Here is a 17,586-nt window from a genome sequence, read left to right on the forward strand (position 1 = left end):
AATTTGGCGTCAAATATGTTGAACGCTGAGTATAAAAGGATCGGTAGATGAGCCTAAATTTTCTAGAATTTGAAAAACCAATTGCTGAACTTGAGGCTAAAATTCAGGCGCTACGCGACGTGTCTCGCCATGGTGGTGATAAGTCCGTTGATCTCGACAAAGAGATCGAACAGCTAGAAAAGAAAAGCTTAGAGCTTAAGAAGAAAATCTTTGGTGATTTAGGGGCATGGCAAGTAGCTCAATTGGCACGCCATCCACAACGCCCTTACACGCTTGATTACATCAACCATGTCTTCACTGAGTTTGATGAGTTGGCTGGTGATCGCGCTTTTGCTGATGACAAAGCGATTGTCGGCGGCATTGCTCGTTTAGAGGGACGTCCGGTGATGGTGATTGGTCACCAAAAAGGACGTGAAACGAGAGAGAAAGTAAGACGTAACTTCGGAATGCCAAAACCAGAAGGTTATCGTAAAGCACTGCGTTTAATGAAAATGGCTGAACGTTTTGGCATGCCTATTATTACCTTCATTGATACCGCAGGTGCTTATCCTGGTGTTGGCGCTGAAGAACGTGGCCAATCTGAAGCGATTGCTACAAACCTAAAAGTGATGTCAGGCTTGAAAGTGCCAGTTATTTGTAATGTTGTCGGTGAAGGTGGCTCTGGTGGCGCTTTAGCGATTGGCGTGGGTGACTACGTGAACATGCTGCAATATTCCACTTATGCGGTAATTTCGCCAGAAGGATGTGCTTCAATCTTGTGGCGAGATTCAGATAAAGCGCCGCAAGCGGCTGAAGCTATGGGCTTAGTCGCTCCTCGCTTAAAAGAGCTTGAGCTGATTGATGAAATTATCGAAGAACCATTAGGTGGCGCGCATCGCGATCCAATACAAATGGCCGCCAACATGAAAGCAACACTGCTAAAACAGCTTGCTGATTTAGAGCCGCTGAATGAAGAAGCATTATTGGCTCGTCGTTATCAACGTTTGATGAACTACGGCTACTGCTAAACAGCAGAGCGGACAATAAATAAAAAGGGTTGGATTCTGTCCAGCCCTTTTTTATCGGCCCGATTTCAAGGCTGGTTTGCTTGGTGCGTTTCAAGGTAAACTTGCATCAATTCCTCTTAGCGCTGAAAACCCATGTCTGAACTTTATTCGCTATTTTCACACGTTATCAATCGTCATCGCTTAGCAAGCAGCCAATTAGTCTTGGGTTTTAGTGGTGGCATGGACTCGCGGGTGATGCTTGAACTACTGGCGCAATATCGTGACGAAACCTCCTGCGAGTGCTGCGCTGTTTATGTTCATCATGGATTAAGCCAGCATGCCGATGAGTGGGCCAAACAGTGCCAGCGCTGGGCCCAACACGCCGCGATCCCTTTTTTTATTGAACGGGTGCAACTCGATACCGCTAGCGGTGAAAGTGTGGAGTCATTGGCGCGTATGGCGCGTTACCAAGTTTTAGCGAAATACATTAACACTGACGATTTGTTGCTAACTGGACAGCATAGCGATGATCAGATCGAGACATTTTTTCTCGCGTTAAAGCGTGGTAGTGGACCCAAAGGACTTTCTTCGATGGCACAAGCGATGCCATTTGGCGCGGGGAAAATCGTCCGTCCTTTGCTTGCGGCGACTCGCGTACAGATCGAAAGCTTTGCCGTAACCCAGAATTTGGATTGGGTCGAGGACGAAAGCAACCAAGATACCCGTTTTGATCGTAATTTTATCCGCCATCACATCACGCCAGTTCTTACGCAGCGCTGGCCGCATATTCACCAAGCGGTTGCTCGTAGTGCGACATTGTGTGCTCAGCAGCAGGTGTTGCTTGAAGAGCTGCTACAAGAGGCAATGCAAGAGGCAAAAATGCCTGATGGTAGTTTATCAATTACCGCGCTTTCTCATCGCAGCGAATTAGCACGCTATCAATTGCTAAGAATGTGGCTTGCTCAATTGGGGGAGCCAATGCCGACTCAAGAACATTTAGCGATGATTTGGCAACAAGTGGCGTCTGCGCGTATTGATGCGAATCCTCGTCTTAAACTAGGGCAAAGTGAGATCCGCCGCTTTGACCAAAAGCTATATTGCATCCAAACTTATCAAGACATTTCAGATTGGCAGGCGATGATCGTGCCCGATCAATCATTAACCTTGCCTGATGGACTAGGAAATCTGAGGTTATCGTCTCATGGTGGTAGCAAGGAAATAGCCTTGCCTGATAATTGCCATCAATTAAGCGTTACGTTTAATCCTGAAGGGCTGGCAGCATGCCCTGTCGGACGAGTGGGAAGTCGAAAGCTAAAAAAATTGTTCCAAGAGTATGGCGTGCCCAGTTGGTTACGACGAAGAACGCCAATATTGATGCATCGGAATCAAGTGGTTGCGATTGCAAATTTATTTGTTGATCGTGACTTCAGTGGGCAAGATTGTGAACTCATCTGGGACAAATGAACGCTTTTCATGCAAAATTCGTATAAAACATACCATGAATATGGACATAAAGGTGGAGCAATGAAAAAAGTCGCGATTGGAATAGTTATGGGTTTTACGTTGTTAGCGGGAAGCGCGTTTGCTGGAGATCCAGCCGCAGGGCAAGCCAAAGCGGCTATCTGCGCGGCGTGTCACGGCGCAGACGGGATAGCCCTTATTCCGGGATATCCAAATCTAAAAGGGCAAAATGAGCAATACCTTATCTCATCAGTTAAAGCCTATAAGAATAAAGAGCGTAATGGTGGTTTAGCCGTCGTAATGCAAGCGCAAGCGGCAATGCTCAGTGATGCCGATATTGAAAACTTAGCGGCCTATTTCGCAAGTCTTAAGTAAATGGCAGTGAACGGGTTTCAATCAGCCCAGGCGTTGCTTGGGCTTTTTATTGATTGTTTTTTTTTGCTAGCAGATAATGCCACCAATTGACGAAAGTGTAAGGGATGAACATGAAAAAAATCGAAGCCATTATTAAGCCATTTAAACTTGATGACGTCCGCGAAGCGTTAGCTGAAGTCGGGATCACGGGTATGACTGTTTCTGAAGTAAAAGGATTTGGTCGTCAGAAAGGGCATACTGAATTGTACCGTGGCGCTGAGTACATGGTGGATTTCTTACCTAAAGTGAAGCTTGAAATTGTGGTGACTGACGATGTCGCTGATCGCTGCGTTGACACCATTATTGAGACGGCGCAAACGGGAAAAATTGGTGATGGTAAAATTTTCATTACCAATATTGAACGAGTGGTACGAATTCGTACCGGTGAAGAAGACGAAGACGCTATTTAGCCGTACACCGAGAAGAAGGGAGCCAATGGCTCCTTTTTTGTCTCTTTATTAATACATCCCTACCAATTTTGTTGAACGTTATGAAAAGAAAATATCTGCTTGTTTTGCCGCTGTTGCTGATTACCGCGGCTGTGATTAGTTTTTTCTCTATTTTTACTATTCCTTCAACGCCGCAATTGTTGACTATTGATGGGAAAAACGCTTCATCTCCACTGATTTGTTACGATAATCCAAACGCTCGCGCAATTGATGTGCGTGGTCAGCTTAATGTACTGGTTTGGAATATCTATAAACAAAATAGAGCAACATGGCAAAGTGAGCTGGATAAATTCAGCCAAGATGCTCAATTGGTGTTGCTACAAGAAGCGAGCATGACCTTGTCATTGAAAGAGTGGATCAGCCAAAAGCAGTGGGGGGGGACGCAAGCGGATGCTTTTCGTGTTTTTGGTGAATCAGCCGGAGTGTTAAATCTTGGCAGGCAGATGCCAGTATTAGCGTGTGCTTACACCGAATTAGAGCCTTGGTTGCGCTTACCCAAATCGGCGATTTACGCCCTGTATCGTTTAAGTGATGGTCAGACTCTGGCGGTTGTAAACCTGCATGCAGTGAACTTTACCTATGGAACGCAAGAGTATACCAATCAGCTGGAAGCGTTACTCGTTCAATTAAAAACACATCAAGGGCCGGTGATTGTCGGTGGCGATTTTAATAGCTGGAGTCAAGCAAGAATGGACACATTAACCGCTGCATTAAATCGTGTGGGTTTAAAGGAAGTGTTGTTCGAACCCGATCACCGTGTTCAGTTTGTGACGGGCTTGGTGCTTGATCATCTTTTTTATCGTGGTTTAACACTGCTCAATGCAAAAGCGCCCGTAACGGACGCTTCTGATCATAACCCACTATTGGCGAGTTTTAGTTTATAACCACTTTCTAACTGATGGCGATGTACAGCGCCCAAATCAGGTAATAGCCAATCCAAGGCAGCGCCGAAATCACCAGAGCTTGGCCGCGTTCCAGCTCTGTCCATGCGCCCACCGCCGCGTAGCCAAGTACTATGTACCAAGGCAAAAGCAGTGGGAAGGAGCTGGCAAATTGAGACCAATCATTAGTCAGTGGCAACTTAATTAGGCCATTTAAACTGTTAAGGTCAGCAGCGTAAGTCATCACGTGGCCATGTTTGAGTAATAAGCTCGCGTAACTGGCGAGATCGCCCAACACGGCTGGGAAAGTGATGACAGCACTTGCGGCAAACCAACGCCAGAAACCGTGCTGATGTTGGCTCTGCTTGGTCGCCAAATTGAACCACAATGCCAACATGAAAATCGTTAGCGTGCGGCCTACCACATCACTGATAATTTCGCTTGCCATCAAGGTGTTGGCATCTAACATTTCAAGCTGAGCGGGGTTGATCATAGCCAACTGCGCCGAGAGCCCAGCTTTTAACCATTCAAGGTTAACCACGTCAAAATAAGCCCCCCAAAATAGAAAGGGACTCAGGATTAAAAAGAGATAAGGTTGCCAACCCCACATGCCGCGTTGATAAAGGGCTAAAAAACAAGACGTGGGGGAACGGAAAATATCCACCAACATGATTAACGGGTTACTGGAAGGATTCATACACTGACCTTAGTGACATCGACGTAGAGCTTGAGTTTTTGACCCGGCTTTAAGTACTTTTGGTTTGCAAGCTCGTTCCATTTTACAATGTCGAGGCTTTTGACTTTAAACTTATTAGCGATGGCGCTGAGTGTATCGCCGCTACGCACTTGATAAAAGACGGTGCGAATGATGGCACCCTCACTGCTATTTTTCCAAATGACCAGTGTTTGGCCAATCTTCAATGTGTCTCTTGGCCCCATACCGTTCCATTTTGCTAAGGACTGATGGGAAACATTGTGCTGTTTGGCAATGCTCCATAAGCTATCACCTTTGGCTACCGTATGAGACAGCTTATACTGACCACGGGCCATCGCTTGCGTTTTTGCTAAGCGGTTACTGGCACTGAGTGCGTATGCTTTTTCGTCTTTTACGGATGTTGGGATCATTAAATACTGCCCAACGCGAATGACGTTGCCATTGAGATTGTTGGCCGTCTGAATCACTTTGCTGGTGGTATTGTGCTGTTGAGCAATCACACTCAAGCTATCGCCGGATTTTACCTTGTAGCGTACTAACTTCATCCCCTTACCGCGATTCTCTTCAACTTTCTGAGCAAAGCGTTCCACTTTATCTACTGGGATAAGCAGTTGATGAGGTCCCGTTGGCGAGGTCGCCCATTGATTGTAAGCTGGGTTGTAACTTTGCAACTCTTTCACGCTCATTCCGGCGTAATTGGCGGCAATGGCAAGATCAAGCTGTTCTTGAGGGTCGACTAACGTTAGCACTGGTTTGTTAGCAATCGCTGGGATTTCAATGCCATATTTTTCTTGATTGGCAACAATATCGGCCAGTGCGAGTAATTTAGGGACGTAGCCTGTGGTTTCATCGGGTAAGTCGAGTGAGAAAAAGTCGGTTGGTTTACCAGCCTTGTGATTTTTACGAATCGCGCTAGAGATCCGCCCACCACCGCTATTATAGGCGGCAATCGCATGGCTCCAATCACCATCAAAACGCTTATTTAATGCAGTGAGATAATCCAAAGCCGCATCGGTGGCGGCGTCTACATCTCGTCTTCCGTCATACCAAAAATTTTGCTCTAGGCCATACATCTCTCCCGTGCTCGGCACAAATTGCCACAGCCCCGCAGCGCTACCGTGTGAGTAGGCAAAGGCATCAAACGAGCTTTCAACAATGGGTAAGAGTGCTAACTCAAGTGGTAAGCCGCGCTGCTCAATTTTTTCAGTGATAAGGTAAAGAAATGGCTTTGCTCGCTCGGCAACAGTTTGTAGGTGATTAGGGTGTTTAAGATACCAAGTTCGATAATAATTCACTGATTTATGATCCGGGATATCCATCGACAACTGCATTGCGATGCGCTGCCATACGTCCGCTTGCTCTTGTGGCGTGATCACTTTCGGCGTTGTCTTTTTTGCAGATGACGACTTTTGTTTAGCCATCTCTTTTTGTGTCTGAATCTGAGGGCTATTTGCCTCTTTGGCATTTGGCGCTGTTGTTTGGTCTGTTGGCTGAGTGATTTGGCACCCCGCTAACAAGAGCACCATCACCCAGCTAAATTGAAATCGCATCTATCTCAGCCCTTTGACTTAATGGCTGCTGATAATACTTGGCACTTTATTGCTATGACAAGCAGCAAATCGTCAAAATTCGTTCTTCCACTCACGTAACGCGGTAAAAATTGATAGAGGATCGGTTTGTTGAGTACGATTCGCGACGGATTTCATCACACTCTCTTGCTGGGTCCGCAAAAATGGATTGATCCATTTTTCTTGGAGGATCGTGGTCGGTAATGTCGATTTCTGCTGGGCTCGGAGCCGGTTGACGGTATCTCGATACTGTTGAAGTTGGTCATTATCGGGCTCAACGGCTAAAGCAAATGCGACGTTACTTGCGGTATATTCGTGCGCGCAATAGACCTCAGTCTCTTCTGGCAATGCGGCAAGTTTACACAGTGACGTAAACATTTGCTCCATTGTGCCCTCAAAAACACGGCCACACCCTGCGGAGAACAGTACATCGCCACAAAACAGTTTATTGTCACCGACATAGCCAATGTGACCTTTTGTGTGTCCTGCGAGATCAAGCACCATAAAGATTTCATCGAATAGTTCTAGCTGATCGCCAGCTTCAACCGCGTGCGTTAAGGTAGGAATAGGTTCATGAGCGGGACCAACAACGTTAATGCTGGGAAACTGGCGAACCAGTTCTGCAACACCACCAATGTGATCATGGTGATGGTGGGTAATTAATATTGCTTCGAGCGTTAATTGATGCTTCGAGAGGTACTCAAGCACTGGTGCTGCATCACCGGGATCGACCACAGCACAACGCTGATCGCTATTTTGGATCAGCCAGATGTAATTATCATTAAATGCGGGTATGCTTTTGATCTGTAACATGAGTATCTCCAATCACCGAGGTGAAATAGGTTATCGATGAAGCCAGCGCGTAGCGAAAAAAAATTAGATAAGCCTCATTCTTGGTCCCAACTTAAAAATGGCCAGTGGGTTAGTGATTCTATTCAGACTCGGCTTGATGAATGGTGCTCTAAATTATTTGGCTATCATATGCTTAAGCTCGGTGGTTTGAGTTGTGAGCTTGCCAGTTGCAACTGCAATATTCAACACCAAGTTCATCTTGATATTGAAAACCCACTCCATACGGTGATTGCCGATAGCTACGAACTGCCTTTTCTCGAAAAGAGTTTTGATGTGGCTATTTTAGCGCACCAACTGGATTATTGTGGCGATCCGCACCGTATCTTACGCGAAGTTGATCGCGTGATGATGGATGATGGCTACATCATTATTACGGGGTTTAATCCAATCAGTTTTACGGGGATCGCAAGTTTGATGCCTTGGCGAAAACATAACTTACCTTGGAGCGGTCGTATGTTTACCGCTAACCGGATTAAGGACTGGCTGAGTGTCTTGAACTATCAAGTGATTGACTGTGACCAATATGCCCTTTTCCCGATGCAAAAATATCAACCCATGTGGGCGTGGTTGGAAAATGGTATTGGCGACTGGGCCGCTCCATTTGGTAGTCTGTATTTCATCGTAGCGCGCAAACGTACTTATCCCTTGAAACCGATTAAACCTCATTGGCGTTTTAAACGGCGTCTTTCGCCAGTTAGCCTGAACTACCGTTTATCAACTCAGAACCAAGATAAGGCCTGTGACCCTTATTCGGATGCTTGATACCCAATATCGTCTTCGGTTGGGTTTTCTGCTGCATTGCGTGCTAATTCATCGCACATTTCATTTTCACGATGACCCGCATGGCCTTTCACCCAGCGCCAGTCAATGGTGTGGCGGGCGCTTTCTTTATCAAGTGCTTGCCATAAATCGGCATTCTTCACTGGTTTTTTATCCGATGTTTTCCAACCGCGTTTTTTCCAGTTGTGGATCCACTGAGTAATACCTTGACGAACGTATTGGCTGTCTGTGGTGAGAATAACATTACATGGCTCTTTCAGTGTTTTCAGTGCAACCACTGCCGCTAACATTTCCATTCGGTTGTTAGTGGTGAGTCGGTAGCCTTTGGCTAACGTTTTTTCGGTTTCTTTGTAACGAAGGACAACCCCATAACCACCCGGGCCAGGATTACCTAAGCAAGATCCATCAGTGAAAATTTCCACCTGTTTTGTCATGATTTGATACTATTAGGTTACGCACATTATTGGCATAGTCTGACATACATATCCTTATGAATACTAGCAGCAATTCCCAATCCCAACGTATCGTCGTTCTCGATACGGAAACCACGGGTATGAACCGTGAAGGCGGCCCTCACTATGAAGGACACCGCATTGTTGAAATCGGTGCCGTTGAAATTATCAACCGCAAGCTGACAGGCCGCCACTTCCATGTCTACCTGAAACCCGATCGTGAGATTCAGTTAGAAGCGATCGAGATCCACGGTATTACCGATGAGTTTTTGATGGACAAACCGCAATATCGCGATGTGCATCAAGAGTTTTTAGATTTCATCAAGGGGGCTGAGCTAGTGGCGCACAACGCTCCCTTCGACGTCGGTTTTATGGATTACGAGTTTCGCAAGCTCGACGCTAAAATCGGTAAGACGGAGCAGTATTGCAAAGTGACCGATACGCTTGCTATGGCAAAGCGTATTTTCCCCGGCAAACGCAACAATTTGGATATACTTTGTGATCGTTATGGTATCGATAACTCACATCGTACCTTACACGGTGCATTGCTCGATGCGGAGATATTAGCGGACGTTTATCTGCTGATGACTGGCGGGCAAACCTCGTTACAGTTCAGTGCCGGAACGCGCAGTGATGGCAGTGTGGGAGGAGAGTCAATAAAACGAGCTGTCGCAGGTCGGAAAAAGCTAAAGGTTTTGCAGGCTTGTGCCGATGAATTACAAGCACACCAAGAAAGATTGGATCTAGTCGAAAAGAGCGGAAGCTGCCTTTGGCGTCAGTAGGAGAAAATATGTTGAGGATAATGGCAGCAGTGATTGCGCTGATGTGGAGTACAGGCGTTTTTGCGGTGAATTCCTCCTCGATGTCGCTGCTCGACAATCGTTTCCGTGTGGATCCAACCATTTCACAAATTACTTTTGTTGTGTATCGCGAAAAGTCATCCCAACCCGTTGTGCTTGTGCGGCCTGATGGTAAGAAATATTACGCTTGGCAACATAGCGATAATGTGCGTTGGTATCAAGAACCCACAATGGATATTATTTCAATTGATAAGCCAATGCCTGGCCCTTGGCAGGCTATAGGAAAGGTTTCGCCACAAAATAGCATTAAGCTAATCTCACACTTGCAATTGGATACAGATGTATTTCCTAGCCGTTTGTATCATGGTGAAGAATTAAAATTTACAGCTCGCTTAACCTCCGACGGTAAGCCTTTATTGTTGAGAGACTTTCTCGATAGAGTCAACTTAAAAGTGACTTTTACTAAGTTCGTTGAAAATGAAGAAGAACTGATCAAAGAGGCGCGTCCATTACCTGAGGTTATTGGTGAATTTGCTGATGATGGACGTGGTTTAGATGAACGTCCTGGTGATGGTGTATTTACGGTTGCGTTGTCTATCACTCCAGTTCCGGGTAAGTATCGCGTTAGGATCACCTCTGGTAACGGTGTGTTTTTACGCGCTCAAGAGCAAGAAGTGTTAGTTTACCCTACGCCAGTGTCGACTACCTTTATCCAGTCCCGAGTAGATGGCGCGCCGCACCAAATTGTCTTTGCAGGTGAGTTAGGCATGGTTGAACCCGGATCGATAGCGGCGCATGTTGAGCATGCCAATATTTATGATGATATTTTTGCTACTGAAGGACTATCCGGAAAAGAGTCACTCAAGCTTAATTTGGAAATTCCATACAAAGGGGATAACGGTAACTATCGTTGGTCTGGAAGGTTATATGCAACAGAACTCGCTAGCCAGCGCCCACTTTATTTCCCACTTTCAGAGCGTACTTACAGCGTGGTGGATGATGTTAACATTGAGGAGACTCGCCGTTTGCAGATGGAAGAAGAGATTAAGCAGCGTAGGCTTGAACAGGAGCAACTGATTATTCAGATGAGAGAAGAGGCAACGAGTCGCAGTATTATGTTCATCGTGATTGGTAATATTGTTGCAATATTCATAGGTCTTCTAGCGTGGTTTGTGATGCGTAAGATTAAAGCGAAAAAGGCGTTGCAACCCGAATTACAGTTGAATATGCCGAAGAAATAACAAGGGATGTTGCCGAGTTGGCAACCTCTTGATTCTGTATTCTAGTCATAGCAAAGGGCGCTTAAAGCGCCCTTTGACATTCAATAGATTGACTTACGCAACATCATTTATTGCCGGATATTGAGGCTTTGCGGCCAGTTCCTGTGGCGCAAAATCATCGACATTAATGGTATACAAACGATGAGCCTCAGCTTCCGTTAATAGCTGTGCTTCTTGTTCGGTTAGAATTTTTTGTTGTAAGCCAATGGCGGCCACTTCATCTAAACGCAAAAATGGACGGCGTTGATTGGTGACGCTGCACACTTTATCGAACAAAGGCTCTGCACGTAAAATGATGTCCAGTGCTTGTTCAATCTTACCCGCCGCATTATGCGCCGTTGGGGCGAGATATTGGTTGCGACCGATGCGTGAACGAGTTTCACTCGGTGTTTGTAGGATCTGCGCAACTTGGCTATCTAATTTATCGCTAGGTGCTTTGCGTACTCGACCAATCGGCATCAACAATATACGAAGTACCTTACCAATCGCTTTATTCGGGAAGTTGGCTAAGAATTCATCAATGGCGACTTCCGTCTGCTTCAAACTGTCTTGCAGACCCCAATGAACCAAAGGAAGATCCTCCACGGGACGACCATCATTTTCAAAACGCTTAAGTGTGGCAGAACTGAGGTAGAGTTGGCTCAAAATATCGCCAAGGCGTGCTGACAAACGCTCTTTACGTTTGAGAGAGCCTCCCAATACAGCCATCGAAATATCAGAAAGCAGTGCTAAGTTAGCGCTGTAACGGTTTAGTTGTTGATAGTAGCGTTTGGTTGCATCATTAGTCGGTGCAGATGAACCCAAACCATCGGTAACACCAAACCAAATACTGCGCACAAGATTACTCATGGTGAAGCTGACGTGACCTGCAAGAGCGGCGTCAAATTTCTCAACGGCATCAGAATCTTGTGAATAAGCGGCGTTCATTTCTTCTAAAACATAAGGGTGACAACGGATAGCGCCTTGACCAAAGATGATCATTGAGCGAGTCAGAATATTGGCCCCTTCGACGGTTATGGCAATCGGTGCACCTTGGTAGCTGCGAGCTAAAAAGTTAGCAGGACCAATACAAATGCCTTTCCCGCCCACGATATCCATTGCATCAATAATGCTGCGTTGACCACGGTGGGTACAGTGGTATTTGACTATAGCGGAAATGACCGAGGGTTTTTCGCCCAGATCAATACCAGCTACGGTTAAATTGCTCGCCGCATCCATCACATAAGCGTTACCACCTAAACGTGCTAATGGCTCTTCGACACCTTCCATATGGCCAATTGGTTGCTTAAATTGACGACGAATCCGAGCGTAAGCTCCTGTTGCTAGCGCCGCAGTTTTAATTCCGCCCGTCGAGTTAGAAGGTAACGTAATGCCACGTCCAACCGATAAACACTCTACAAGCATGCGCCAGCCTTGCCCTGCCATGCTTGGTCCGCCAATAATGAAATCAAGCGGCACAAATAAGTCGTTAGCTCGTGTCGGACCATTTTGGAATGGAACGTTCAATGGCATGTGGCGATTGCCAATTTCAACTCCTTTTAAGTGGGTTGGGATGAGCGCACAAGTGATGCCAAGCTCTGTTTTATCCCCAAGTAAGCCGTCAGGATCGCGCAGTTTGAATGCTAGGCCTAATACGGTTGCAACCGGGGCGAGCGTGATGTAGCGCTTGTTCCACGTTAGGCGCATCCCTAACACTTCTTTTCCTTCCCATTTCCCTTTACATACCACGCCAAAATCAGGAATTGAACCTGCATCGGAACCTGCTTCTGGGCTGGTTAATGCAAAGCAGGGAATCTCTTTACCTTCCGCTAAACGTGGCAGGTAATGGTTTTTCTGATCTTCAGTACCATAATGTTGTAAAAGTTCGCCCGGGCCTAAAGAGTTCGGTACACCAACGGTGGATGAAAGCACTCCAGATACACCCGTTAGCTTTTGTAGCACAATGGATTGTGCATAAGCTGAAAATTCCAAGCCGCCGTATTGTTTTTTAATGATCATGGCGAAGAATTTATGATCTTTTAAATATTGCCAAACCTCAGGAGGTAAGTCGGCTAATTCATGCGTAACTTGATAATCGCTAACCATGGCACACACTTCGTTGACTGGTCCATCAATAAAGGCTTGCTCTTGTGCACTTAATGTCGGCGCTGCAATTTTGTGTAGTTTGTTCCAGTTCGGTTTGCCTTTAAACAGTTCAGCTTCCCACCAAACGGTTCCTGCATCTAATGCCTCTTTTTCGGTTTGTGACATTGCAGGCAGCACTTTTTTGAACAGTGTTAATGCTTTTTCGCTAATAACGCTTTGACGGATAGAGGGAACGGCTAATAAAGCGATAGCCGCTAAATACAGCAACCATCCAATCACCCCGGTGTAATCCAGCAGGGTAAGAACCACCATGGTTACCGTTAGCGCAACTAATGCGCTAAAAAGTGACATTCTGTGGTAGAGGCACACACCGAACACGGTGAGAAAACCAAGTATAGAGAGCAAGATGTCCATAATTTCATTCCTTTGAGACTGTATTCACGCCATTGCGGCTGATTTTTCTCAGTGCATTGGAAAGTGTTGTTAGTCGTCTCGTTTGTGTAAGTGGTCTAACCAGTGCTAAGTGTAATCAAATTATTAACGAAATGTAAAACCTTGTATTGTTCAAAAAGTGATCCATGTAGGGCAAAACCTCAAAATAAATAACCCATAGAGGGCTTTCTGGAGTGGGAAGCGGGAGAAAACAACAATTCTTGAAGTCGAACTATCGACAGAAAGGATGGTTTGGGTAAACTCAAGCCTGTTACTGGCTCTTGATTGATGGAGCCTATCGGTAAACAGATTAAAAAGAGAATATATCTATGTACCAGGATTTAATTAAAAGTGAATTGACCGAAGCGGCTGACGTGCTAAACAAATTTCTTAATGATGAGCATAACATCGCTCAAATTGAGGCCGCCGCAAAACTGATTGCCGACTCATTTAAGCAAGGCGGGAAAGTGCTCTCTTGCGGCAATGGCGGTTCCCACTGTGATGCAATGCACTTTGCTGAAGAGCTAACGGGGCGCTATCGCGAGAATCGTCCGGGTTATCCTGGTATTGCTATTTCAGATCCAAGCCATTTGTCTTGCGTTAGCAATGATTTTGGTTACGATTTTGTATTCTCTCGCTATGTGGAAGCGGTGGGTTCAAAAGGCGATGTCCTGTTTGGCCTATCGACTTCTGGTAATTCAGGGAACATTTTGAAAGCGATTGAAGCGGCCCAAGCTAAAGGGATGAAGACCATTGCACTGACCGGTAAAGATGGTGGGAAAATGGCAGGTTTAGCGGATATCGAGATTCGTGTCCCGCACTTCGGCTACGCGGATCGTATCCAAGAAATCCATATCAAGATCATCCACATCGTTATCCAACTGATTGAAAAAGAGATGGCGTAAGAAGTTCAACACCGTTCTTTTCTTTTAATGTGTTTGTGGTTGCAAAAGGGAGTGCATTAAACCATGTGTGAATTGCTCGGTATGAGTGCCAATGTGCCGACTGATATTTGCTTTAGTTTTACTGGGTTGATTCAGCGTGGCGGCAACACGGGGCCGCATCGTGATGGTTGGGGAATCACTTTCTATGAAGGGAAGGGGTTTCGCACCTTTAAAGACCCTAACCCTAGCTTTCAGTCAAAAATTGCAGAGCTTGTGCAGAGTTACCCTATAAAAAGTCGGGCAGTGGTTAGCCATATTCGTCAAGCAAATCGGGGTGGGGTGAATTTGGAAAATACTCACCCATTCACTCGAGAATTGTGGGGGAGATATTGGACGTTTGCTCACAATGGACAATTGGCGGATCACCAGCAGCTAGAAACTGGGCGCTATCGCCCTGTTGGTGAAACGGATAGCGAGCAAGCTTTTTGTTGGTTGTTAAAGCAGTTAGAAGCGCGTTATCCTGAACCGCCTCAAGATATGCTCAGCATGTTTCAATTCGTTGCGAAGTGTTGCGATCAACTTAAGCAGCAAGGTGTGTTTAATATGCTACTTTCTGACGGTGAGTTTGTGGTGACCTATTGCACGAATCATCTGTACTGGATTACTCGACGCGCCCCCTTTGGGAAAGCAAGTTTACTTGATGAAGATGTCGAGATTAACTTCCAAGAAGAAACAACGCCTGATGATGTTGTGTCAGTGATTGCGACTCAGCCACTGACGGGAAATGAAACTTGGCAACGAATGAAGCCAGGCGAATATGCGATTTTCCATTATGGCGAATACGTTGATGGCAATGCGCAGTCCTTAGCTGACATTCCGTTTGCCGCGGCAAAGCCAGGCTGCCAAGCACCTATTTAAGGTTTTTATTCTTAAGCTTGTTCTATTTACTGCTGTTTGAATTGTATTTGAGATGACAATAAAAAAGGTTGCTGTTGAGGCAACCTTTTTCGCACTATTTAGAGATACGATTTATTCATCGAAAGCATAACCATGCATGCCAAGTAATTGGCCATCTAAATAGGCTTTACCTTCACGCATTTCCAAGCGTCCTTCAACGAACCATTGTGCCACTAGTGGGTAAATTCGATACTCTTGAGCTTGGACACGTTGAGTCAAAATCTCAACAGTATCTTCATCAAAAATAGGCACTTTTGCTTGTAGAATGACTGGGCCACCATCAAGTTGTTCAGTCACAAAATGCACACTGGTGCCGTGCTCTTCATCACCTGCGTGAATCGCGCGTTGGTAGGTATTCAACCCAGGATATTTAGGAAGTAAAGAAGGATGAATATTGAGCATCCGTCCTAAATAGTGACGCACAAACTCACCACTCAGAATACGCATGTAGCCAGCAAGAATGATTAAGTCAGGCGCGTATTGGTCAATTTTCTCCATCAATACCGCATCAAACGCATCTCGCGTGTCAAAGGCATTTGGGTCAATATGCACCGCCGCCGCACCTGCTTTTTTAGCTCGTTCTAAGCCATAAGCAGTTGCTTTGTTTGAAAAAACAGCCGTTACTTTGCCATCTTTAATTTTCGTTTCACACGCATCAAGGATAGCCTGTAAGTTGGTGCCATTTCCTGAAACTAAAACAACAATACTTTTCATCAGTTATTTGATCTCTACTTGCTCTTCATCGAGTTGAGCTTCAGCAATATGACCGATAACCCACGCATTTTCGCCTTCCGCTTGCAGTAATTGAACCGCCGCTTGTGCTTGATCCATTGGAAGCGCAACAATCAGGCCGACACCACAGTTAAATGTGCGGTACATTTCATGAGTGGTTACATTCCCTTTTTCTTGCAGCCATTGGAAAATAATTGGCCATTCCCAGCTATTGCCGTCAATCACCGCTTTCGTCCCTTGCGGAAGAACGCGAGGAATGTTTTCCCAGAAACCACCGCCAGTAATGTGTGAAATGGCGTGAATATCGTGCTCGGCGATCATTTTAAGCGCTGATTTGATGTAAATTTTGGTTGGTGTCAGTAAGTGCTCACCAATCGTTTTGCCAGCCAAGTCTTCATTTTTGTCGGCACCTGATACTTCGAGGATCTTGCGAACTAATGAATAGCCGTTTGAGTGGGGGCCGCTAGAGCCAACCGCAATCAGAGCATCACCTGCTGCTACTTTTGAGCCATCGATGATCTCTTCTTTTTCAACCACACCGACACAAAAGCCAGCGACATCGTAATCTTCACCTTCGTACATACCCGGCATTTCAGCGGTTTCACCACCGATCAAAGCGCAACCTGCTTGCACACAACCATCGGCAATACCCGACACCACATCAGCAGCAGTATCTACATCCAATTTGCCCGTGGCGTAGTAGTCCAAAAAGAAAAGCGGTTCAGCACCTTGAACAATCAAATCGTTAACACACATTGCAACCAAGTCAATGCCAATGGTGTCGTGCTTATTCATATCCAATGCGAGGCGAAGTTTTGTGCCAACTCCATCGGTGCCAGAGACTAAAACAGGATGTTTATATTTGGTTGGTAGCTCGCAAAGCGCGCCAAAACCACCAATGCCACCCATAACTTCAGGGCGACGAGTGCGTTTGACGGCGCCTTTAATTCGTTCAACAAGTGCATTGCCTGCATCAATATCTACGCCAGCATCTTTGTAACTAAGAGAAGTGTTATTACCGCTCACGGGGAAGTCCTCGGTCATAAGTTGGATATGAAAACGGCGCTATTCTAACAGGGCTTAAAACAAAAAGGAAAACGTTTGCGTCAGTTTTTTTGTTTATAATTGGCACTGAAATTAGCATAAAAAGTGTGTACAATTCGAAGGTTTGTTTAAATGTCGTCGGAGATGAAAATGAAAGTTGTTGAAGTTAAACACCCTCTAGTTAAGCATAAACTTGGGTTAATGAGGGAAGGGGATATCAGCACTAAGCGTTTTCGTGAGTTAGCTACAGAAGTGGGTAGCCTACTAACTTATGAAGCAACCTCAGACTTTGAAACAGAAAAAGTGACGATTGAAGGCTGGAATGGCCCAGTTGAAATTGATCAAGTCAAAGGTAAAAAAGTAACGGTAGTACCTATTTTGCGTGCTGGTCTTGGCATGATGGACGGCGTTTTGGAGCACATTCCAAGTGCGCGGATTAGTGTTGTTGGCATCTATCGTGATGAAGAAACGCTTGAGCCTGTCCCTTATTTCAACAAACTCGCTTCTAATATTGAGGAGCGAATTGCGCTTGTGGTTGACCCAATGCTGGCAACTGGCGGTTCCATGATTGCGACGATCGATTTGCTCAAGGAGCGCGGCTGTAACCAATTTAAAATTCTCGTTTTAGTTGCAGCGCCTGAAGGCATCGCGGCGTTAGAAAAAGCGCACCCTGATGTTGAGCTCTATACGGCGGCAATTGATGAGAAATTGAATGATAAAGGTTATATCGTTCCTGGTCTTGGCGATGCTGGTGATAAGATTTTTGGTACGAAATAAGCGTTAATTTTATACTGTCTTAAAGGAGAAACGAAAG

At 45.6% G+C, this 17,586-nt stretch carries 18 protein-coding genes; 11 read left to right on the top strand and 7 right to left on the bottom strand.

The window, feature by feature from the left end; all coding sequences use genetic code 11:
• Positions 1-47 precede the first annotated feature (47 nt).
• The 5 genes from accA (at position 48) to NB504_RS13335 (ending at position 4,194) form a co-directional block, all read left to right on the top strand.
• Positions 48-1,007, top strand: a complete 960-nt coding sequence (accA, locus tag NB504_RS13315; protein ID WP_013856219.1) for an acetyl-CoA carboxylase carboxyl transferase subunit alpha — start codon at positions 48-50, stop codon at positions 1,005-1,007.
• 132 nt (positions 1,008-1,139) lie between these two features.
• Positions 1,140-2,450: a tRNA lysidine(34) synthetase TilS gene (gene tilS, locus NB504_RS13320; protein WP_258429069.1), complete on the top strand. Its 1,311-nt coding sequence runs from the start codon at positions 1,140-1,142 to the stop codon at positions 2,448-2,450.
• 60 nt (positions 2,451-2,510) lie between these two features.
• The gene (locus NB504_RS13325; RefSeq protein ID WP_026027913.1) at positions 2,511-2,822 is read left to right on the top strand and encodes a cytochrome c; all 312 of its coding nucleotides are present in this window, start codon (positions 2,511-2,513) and stop codon (positions 2,820-2,822) included.
• Between the two features lie 110 nt (positions 2,823-2,932).
• Entirely contained in the window at positions 2,933-3,271 is a 339-nt protein-coding gene (gene glnB, locus NB504_RS13330; protein WP_010320105.1) for a nitrogen regulatory protein P-II, read from the top strand.
• Between the two features lie 80 nt (positions 3,272-3,351).
• The gene (locus NB504_RS13335; protein ID WP_199867249.1) at positions 3,352-4,194 is read left to right on the top strand and encodes an endonuclease/exonuclease/phosphatase family protein; all 843 of its coding nucleotides are present in this window, start codon (positions 3,352-3,354) and stop codon (positions 4,192-4,194) included.
• A 7-nt stretch (positions 4,195-4,201) separates the two neighbouring features.
• Here NB504_RS13335 and NB504_RS13340 read toward each other — a convergent pair whose 3' ends face one another.
• From NB504_RS13340 to gloB, 3 genes are all read right to left on the bottom strand, one after another.
• Positions 4,202-4,888, bottom strand: a complete 687-nt coding sequence (locus tag NB504_RS13340; protein ID WP_013856224.1) for a YIP1 family protein — start codon at positions 4,886-4,888, stop codon at positions 4,202-4,204.
• Entirely contained in the window at positions 4,885-6,456 is a 1,572-nt protein-coding gene (locus NB504_RS13345) for a LysM peptidoglycan-binding domain-containing protein (protein ID WP_017043992.1), read from the bottom strand. Before NB504_RS13345 ends, NB504_RS13340 begins: the two co-directional genes overlap by 4 nt.
• 72 nt (positions 6,457-6,528) lie before the next feature.
• The gene (gene gloB / locus NB504_RS13350) at positions 6,529-7,287 is read right to left on the bottom strand and encodes a hydroxyacylglutathione hydrolase (RefSeq protein WP_258429071.1); all 759 of its coding nucleotides are present in this window, start codon (positions 7,285-7,287) and stop codon (positions 6,529-6,531) included.
• Positions 7,288-7,323: 36 nt separating this feature from the next.
• Here gloB and NB504_RS13355 point away from each other — a divergent pair, with 36 nt between their 5' ends.
• A complete protein-coding gene (locus NB504_RS13355; protein ID WP_013856227.1) occupies positions 7,324-8,088 on the top strand; it encodes a methyltransferase domain-containing protein in 765 nt (254 codons plus the stop codon).
• Here NB504_RS13355 and rnhA read toward each other — a convergent pair.
• Complete coding sequence (gene rnhA / locus NB504_RS13360; RefSeq protein ID WP_258429073.1) at positions 8,073-8,540, bottom strand: ribonuclease HI; 468 nt, start codon at positions 8,538-8,540, stop codon at positions 8,073-8,075. The genes NB504_RS13355 and rnhA overlap by 16 nt on opposite strands.
• Positions 8,541-8,596: 56 nt before the next feature.
• On the opposite strand from rnhA, the gene dnaQ reads away from it, so the two are divergent.
• Positions 8,597-9,340 (top strand): DNA polymerase III subunit epsilon, encoded by a 744-nt coding sequence (gene dnaQ / locus NB504_RS13365; protein ID WP_013856229.1) that lies wholly within the window; start codon positions 8,597-8,599, stop codon positions 9,338-9,340.
• Between the two features lie 8 nt (positions 9,341-9,348).
• Positions 9,349-10,599, top strand: a complete 1,251-nt coding sequence (locus NB504_RS13370) for a TIGR03503 family protein (protein ID WP_258429074.1) — start codon at positions 9,349-9,351, stop codon at positions 10,597-10,599.
• Positions 10,600-10,692: 93 nt separating this feature from the next.
• Here the strand turns inward: NB504_RS13370 and fadE are convergent, their stop codons facing one another.
• Complete coding sequence (fadE, locus tag NB504_RS13375; protein ID WP_258429075.1) at positions 10,693-13,137, bottom strand: acyl-CoA dehydrogenase FadE; 2,445 nt, start codon at positions 13,135-13,137, stop codon at positions 10,693-10,695.
• Between the two features lie 347 nt (positions 13,138-13,484).
• Between fadE and lpcA the strand changes: the two genes are divergently transcribed.
• Together lpcA and NB504_RS13385 are read left to right on the top strand one after the other, a co-directional pair.
• On the top strand, positions 13,485-14,060 hold the full coding sequence (gene lpcA, locus NB504_RS13380) for a D-sedoheptulose 7-phosphate isomerase (protein WP_010320095.1): 576 nt from the start codon (positions 13,485-13,487) through the stop codon (positions 14,058-14,060).
• Between the two features lie 63 nt (positions 14,061-14,123).
• Positions 14,124-14,957, top strand: coding sequence for a class II glutamine amidotransferase (locus tag NB504_RS13385; protein WP_010320094.1), 834 nt, complete (start codon positions 14,124-14,126; stop codon positions 14,955-14,957).
• Positions 14,958-15,068: 111 nt separating this feature from the next.
• Here NB504_RS13385 and purN read toward each other — a convergent pair whose 3' ends face one another.
• Both purN and purM read right to left on the bottom strand, forming a co-directional pair.
• Positions 15,069-15,710 (bottom strand): phosphoribosylglycinamide formyltransferase, encoded by a 642-nt coding sequence (gene purN, locus NB504_RS13390; protein ID WP_017047307.1) that lies wholly within the window; start codon positions 15,708-15,710, stop codon positions 15,069-15,071.
• A gap of 3 nt (positions 15,711-15,713) precedes the next feature.
• Positions 15,714-16,754: a phosphoribosylformylglycinamidine cyclo-ligase gene (gene purM, locus NB504_RS13395; RefSeq protein ID WP_010320092.1), complete on the bottom strand. Its 1,041-nt coding sequence runs from the start codon at positions 16,752-16,754 to the stop codon at positions 15,714-15,716.
• Between the two features lie 168 nt (positions 16,755-16,922).
• Here purM and upp point away from each other — a divergent pair, with 168 nt between their 5' ends.
• Positions 16,923-17,549, top strand: a complete 627-nt coding sequence (gene upp, locus NB504_RS13400) for a uracil phosphoribosyltransferase (RefSeq protein ID WP_026027908.1) — start codon at positions 16,923-16,925, stop codon at positions 17,547-17,549.
• The last annotated feature ends 37 nt before the right edge of the window (positions 17,550-17,586 follow it).

The sequence above is a fragment of the Vibrio sp. RM-69-4 genome (genome assembly GCF_024743775.1).
GTDB classification, from domain to species: domain Bacteria; phylum Pseudomonadota; class Gammaproteobacteria; order Enterobacterales; family Vibrionaceae; genus Vibrio; species Vibrio anguillarum.

Coding starts and splice junctions, on each gene's coding strand:
- glnB (WP_010320105.1), top strand. CDS start 2,933: ATGAAAAAAATCGAAGCCATTATTAAGCCATTTAAACTTGATGACGTC.
- NB504_RS13340 (WP_013856224.1), bottom strand. CDS start 4,888: ATGAATCCTTCCAGTAACCCGTTAATCATGTTGGTGGATATTTTCCGT.
- NB504_RS13385 (WP_010320094.1), top strand. CDS start 14,124: ATGTGTGAATTGCTCGGTATGAGTGCCAATGTGCCGACTGATATTTGC.
- rnhA (WP_258429073.1), bottom strand. CDS start 8,540: ATGACAAAACAGGTGGAAATTTTCACTGATGGATCTTGCTTAGGTAAT.
- NB504_RS13325 (WP_026027913.1), top strand. CDS start 2,511: ATGAAAAAAGTCGCGATTGGAATAGTTATGGGTTTTACGTTGTTAGCG.
- gloB (WP_258429071.1), bottom strand. CDS start 7,287: ATGTTACAGATCAAAAGCATACCCGCATTTAATGATAATTACATCTGG.
- accA (WP_013856219.1), top strand. CDS start 48: ATGAGCCTAAATTTTCTAGAATTTGAAAAACCAATTGCTGAACTTGAG.
- lpcA (WP_010320095.1), top strand. CDS start 13,485: ATGTACCAGGATTTAATTAAAAGTGAATTGACCGAAGCGGCTGACGTG.
- dnaQ (WP_013856229.1), top strand. CDS start 8,597: ATGAATACTAGCAGCAATTCCCAATCCCAACGTATCGTCGTTCTCGAT.
- upp (WP_026027908.1), top strand. CDS start 16,923: ATGAAAGTTGTTGAAGTTAAACACCCTCTAGTTAAGCATAAACTTGGG.
- NB504_RS13370 (WP_258429074.1), top strand. CDS start 9,349: ATGTTGAGGATAATGGCAGCAGTGATTGCGCTGATGTGGAGTACAGGC.
- NB504_RS13335 (WP_199867249.1), top strand. CDS start 3,352: ATGAAAAGAAAATATCTGCTTGTTTTGCCGCTGTTGCTGATTACCGCG.
- NB504_RS13345 (WP_017043992.1), bottom strand. CDS start 6,456: ATGCGATTTCAATTTAGCTGGGTGATGGTGCTCTTGTTAGCGGGGTGC.
- tilS (WP_258429069.1), top strand. CDS start 1,140: ATGTCTGAACTTTATTCGCTATTTTCACACGTTATCAATCGTCATCGC.
- fadE (WP_258429075.1), bottom strand. CDS start 13,137: ATGGACATCTTGCTCTCTATACTTGGTTTTCTCACCGTGTTCGGTGTG.
- NB504_RS13355 (WP_013856227.1), top strand. CDS start 7,324: ATGAAGCCAGCGCGTAGCGAAAAAAAATTAGATAAGCCTCATTCTTGG.
- purN (WP_017047307.1), bottom strand. CDS start 15,710: ATGAAAAGTATTGTTGTTTTAGTTTCAGGAAATGGCACCAACTTACAG.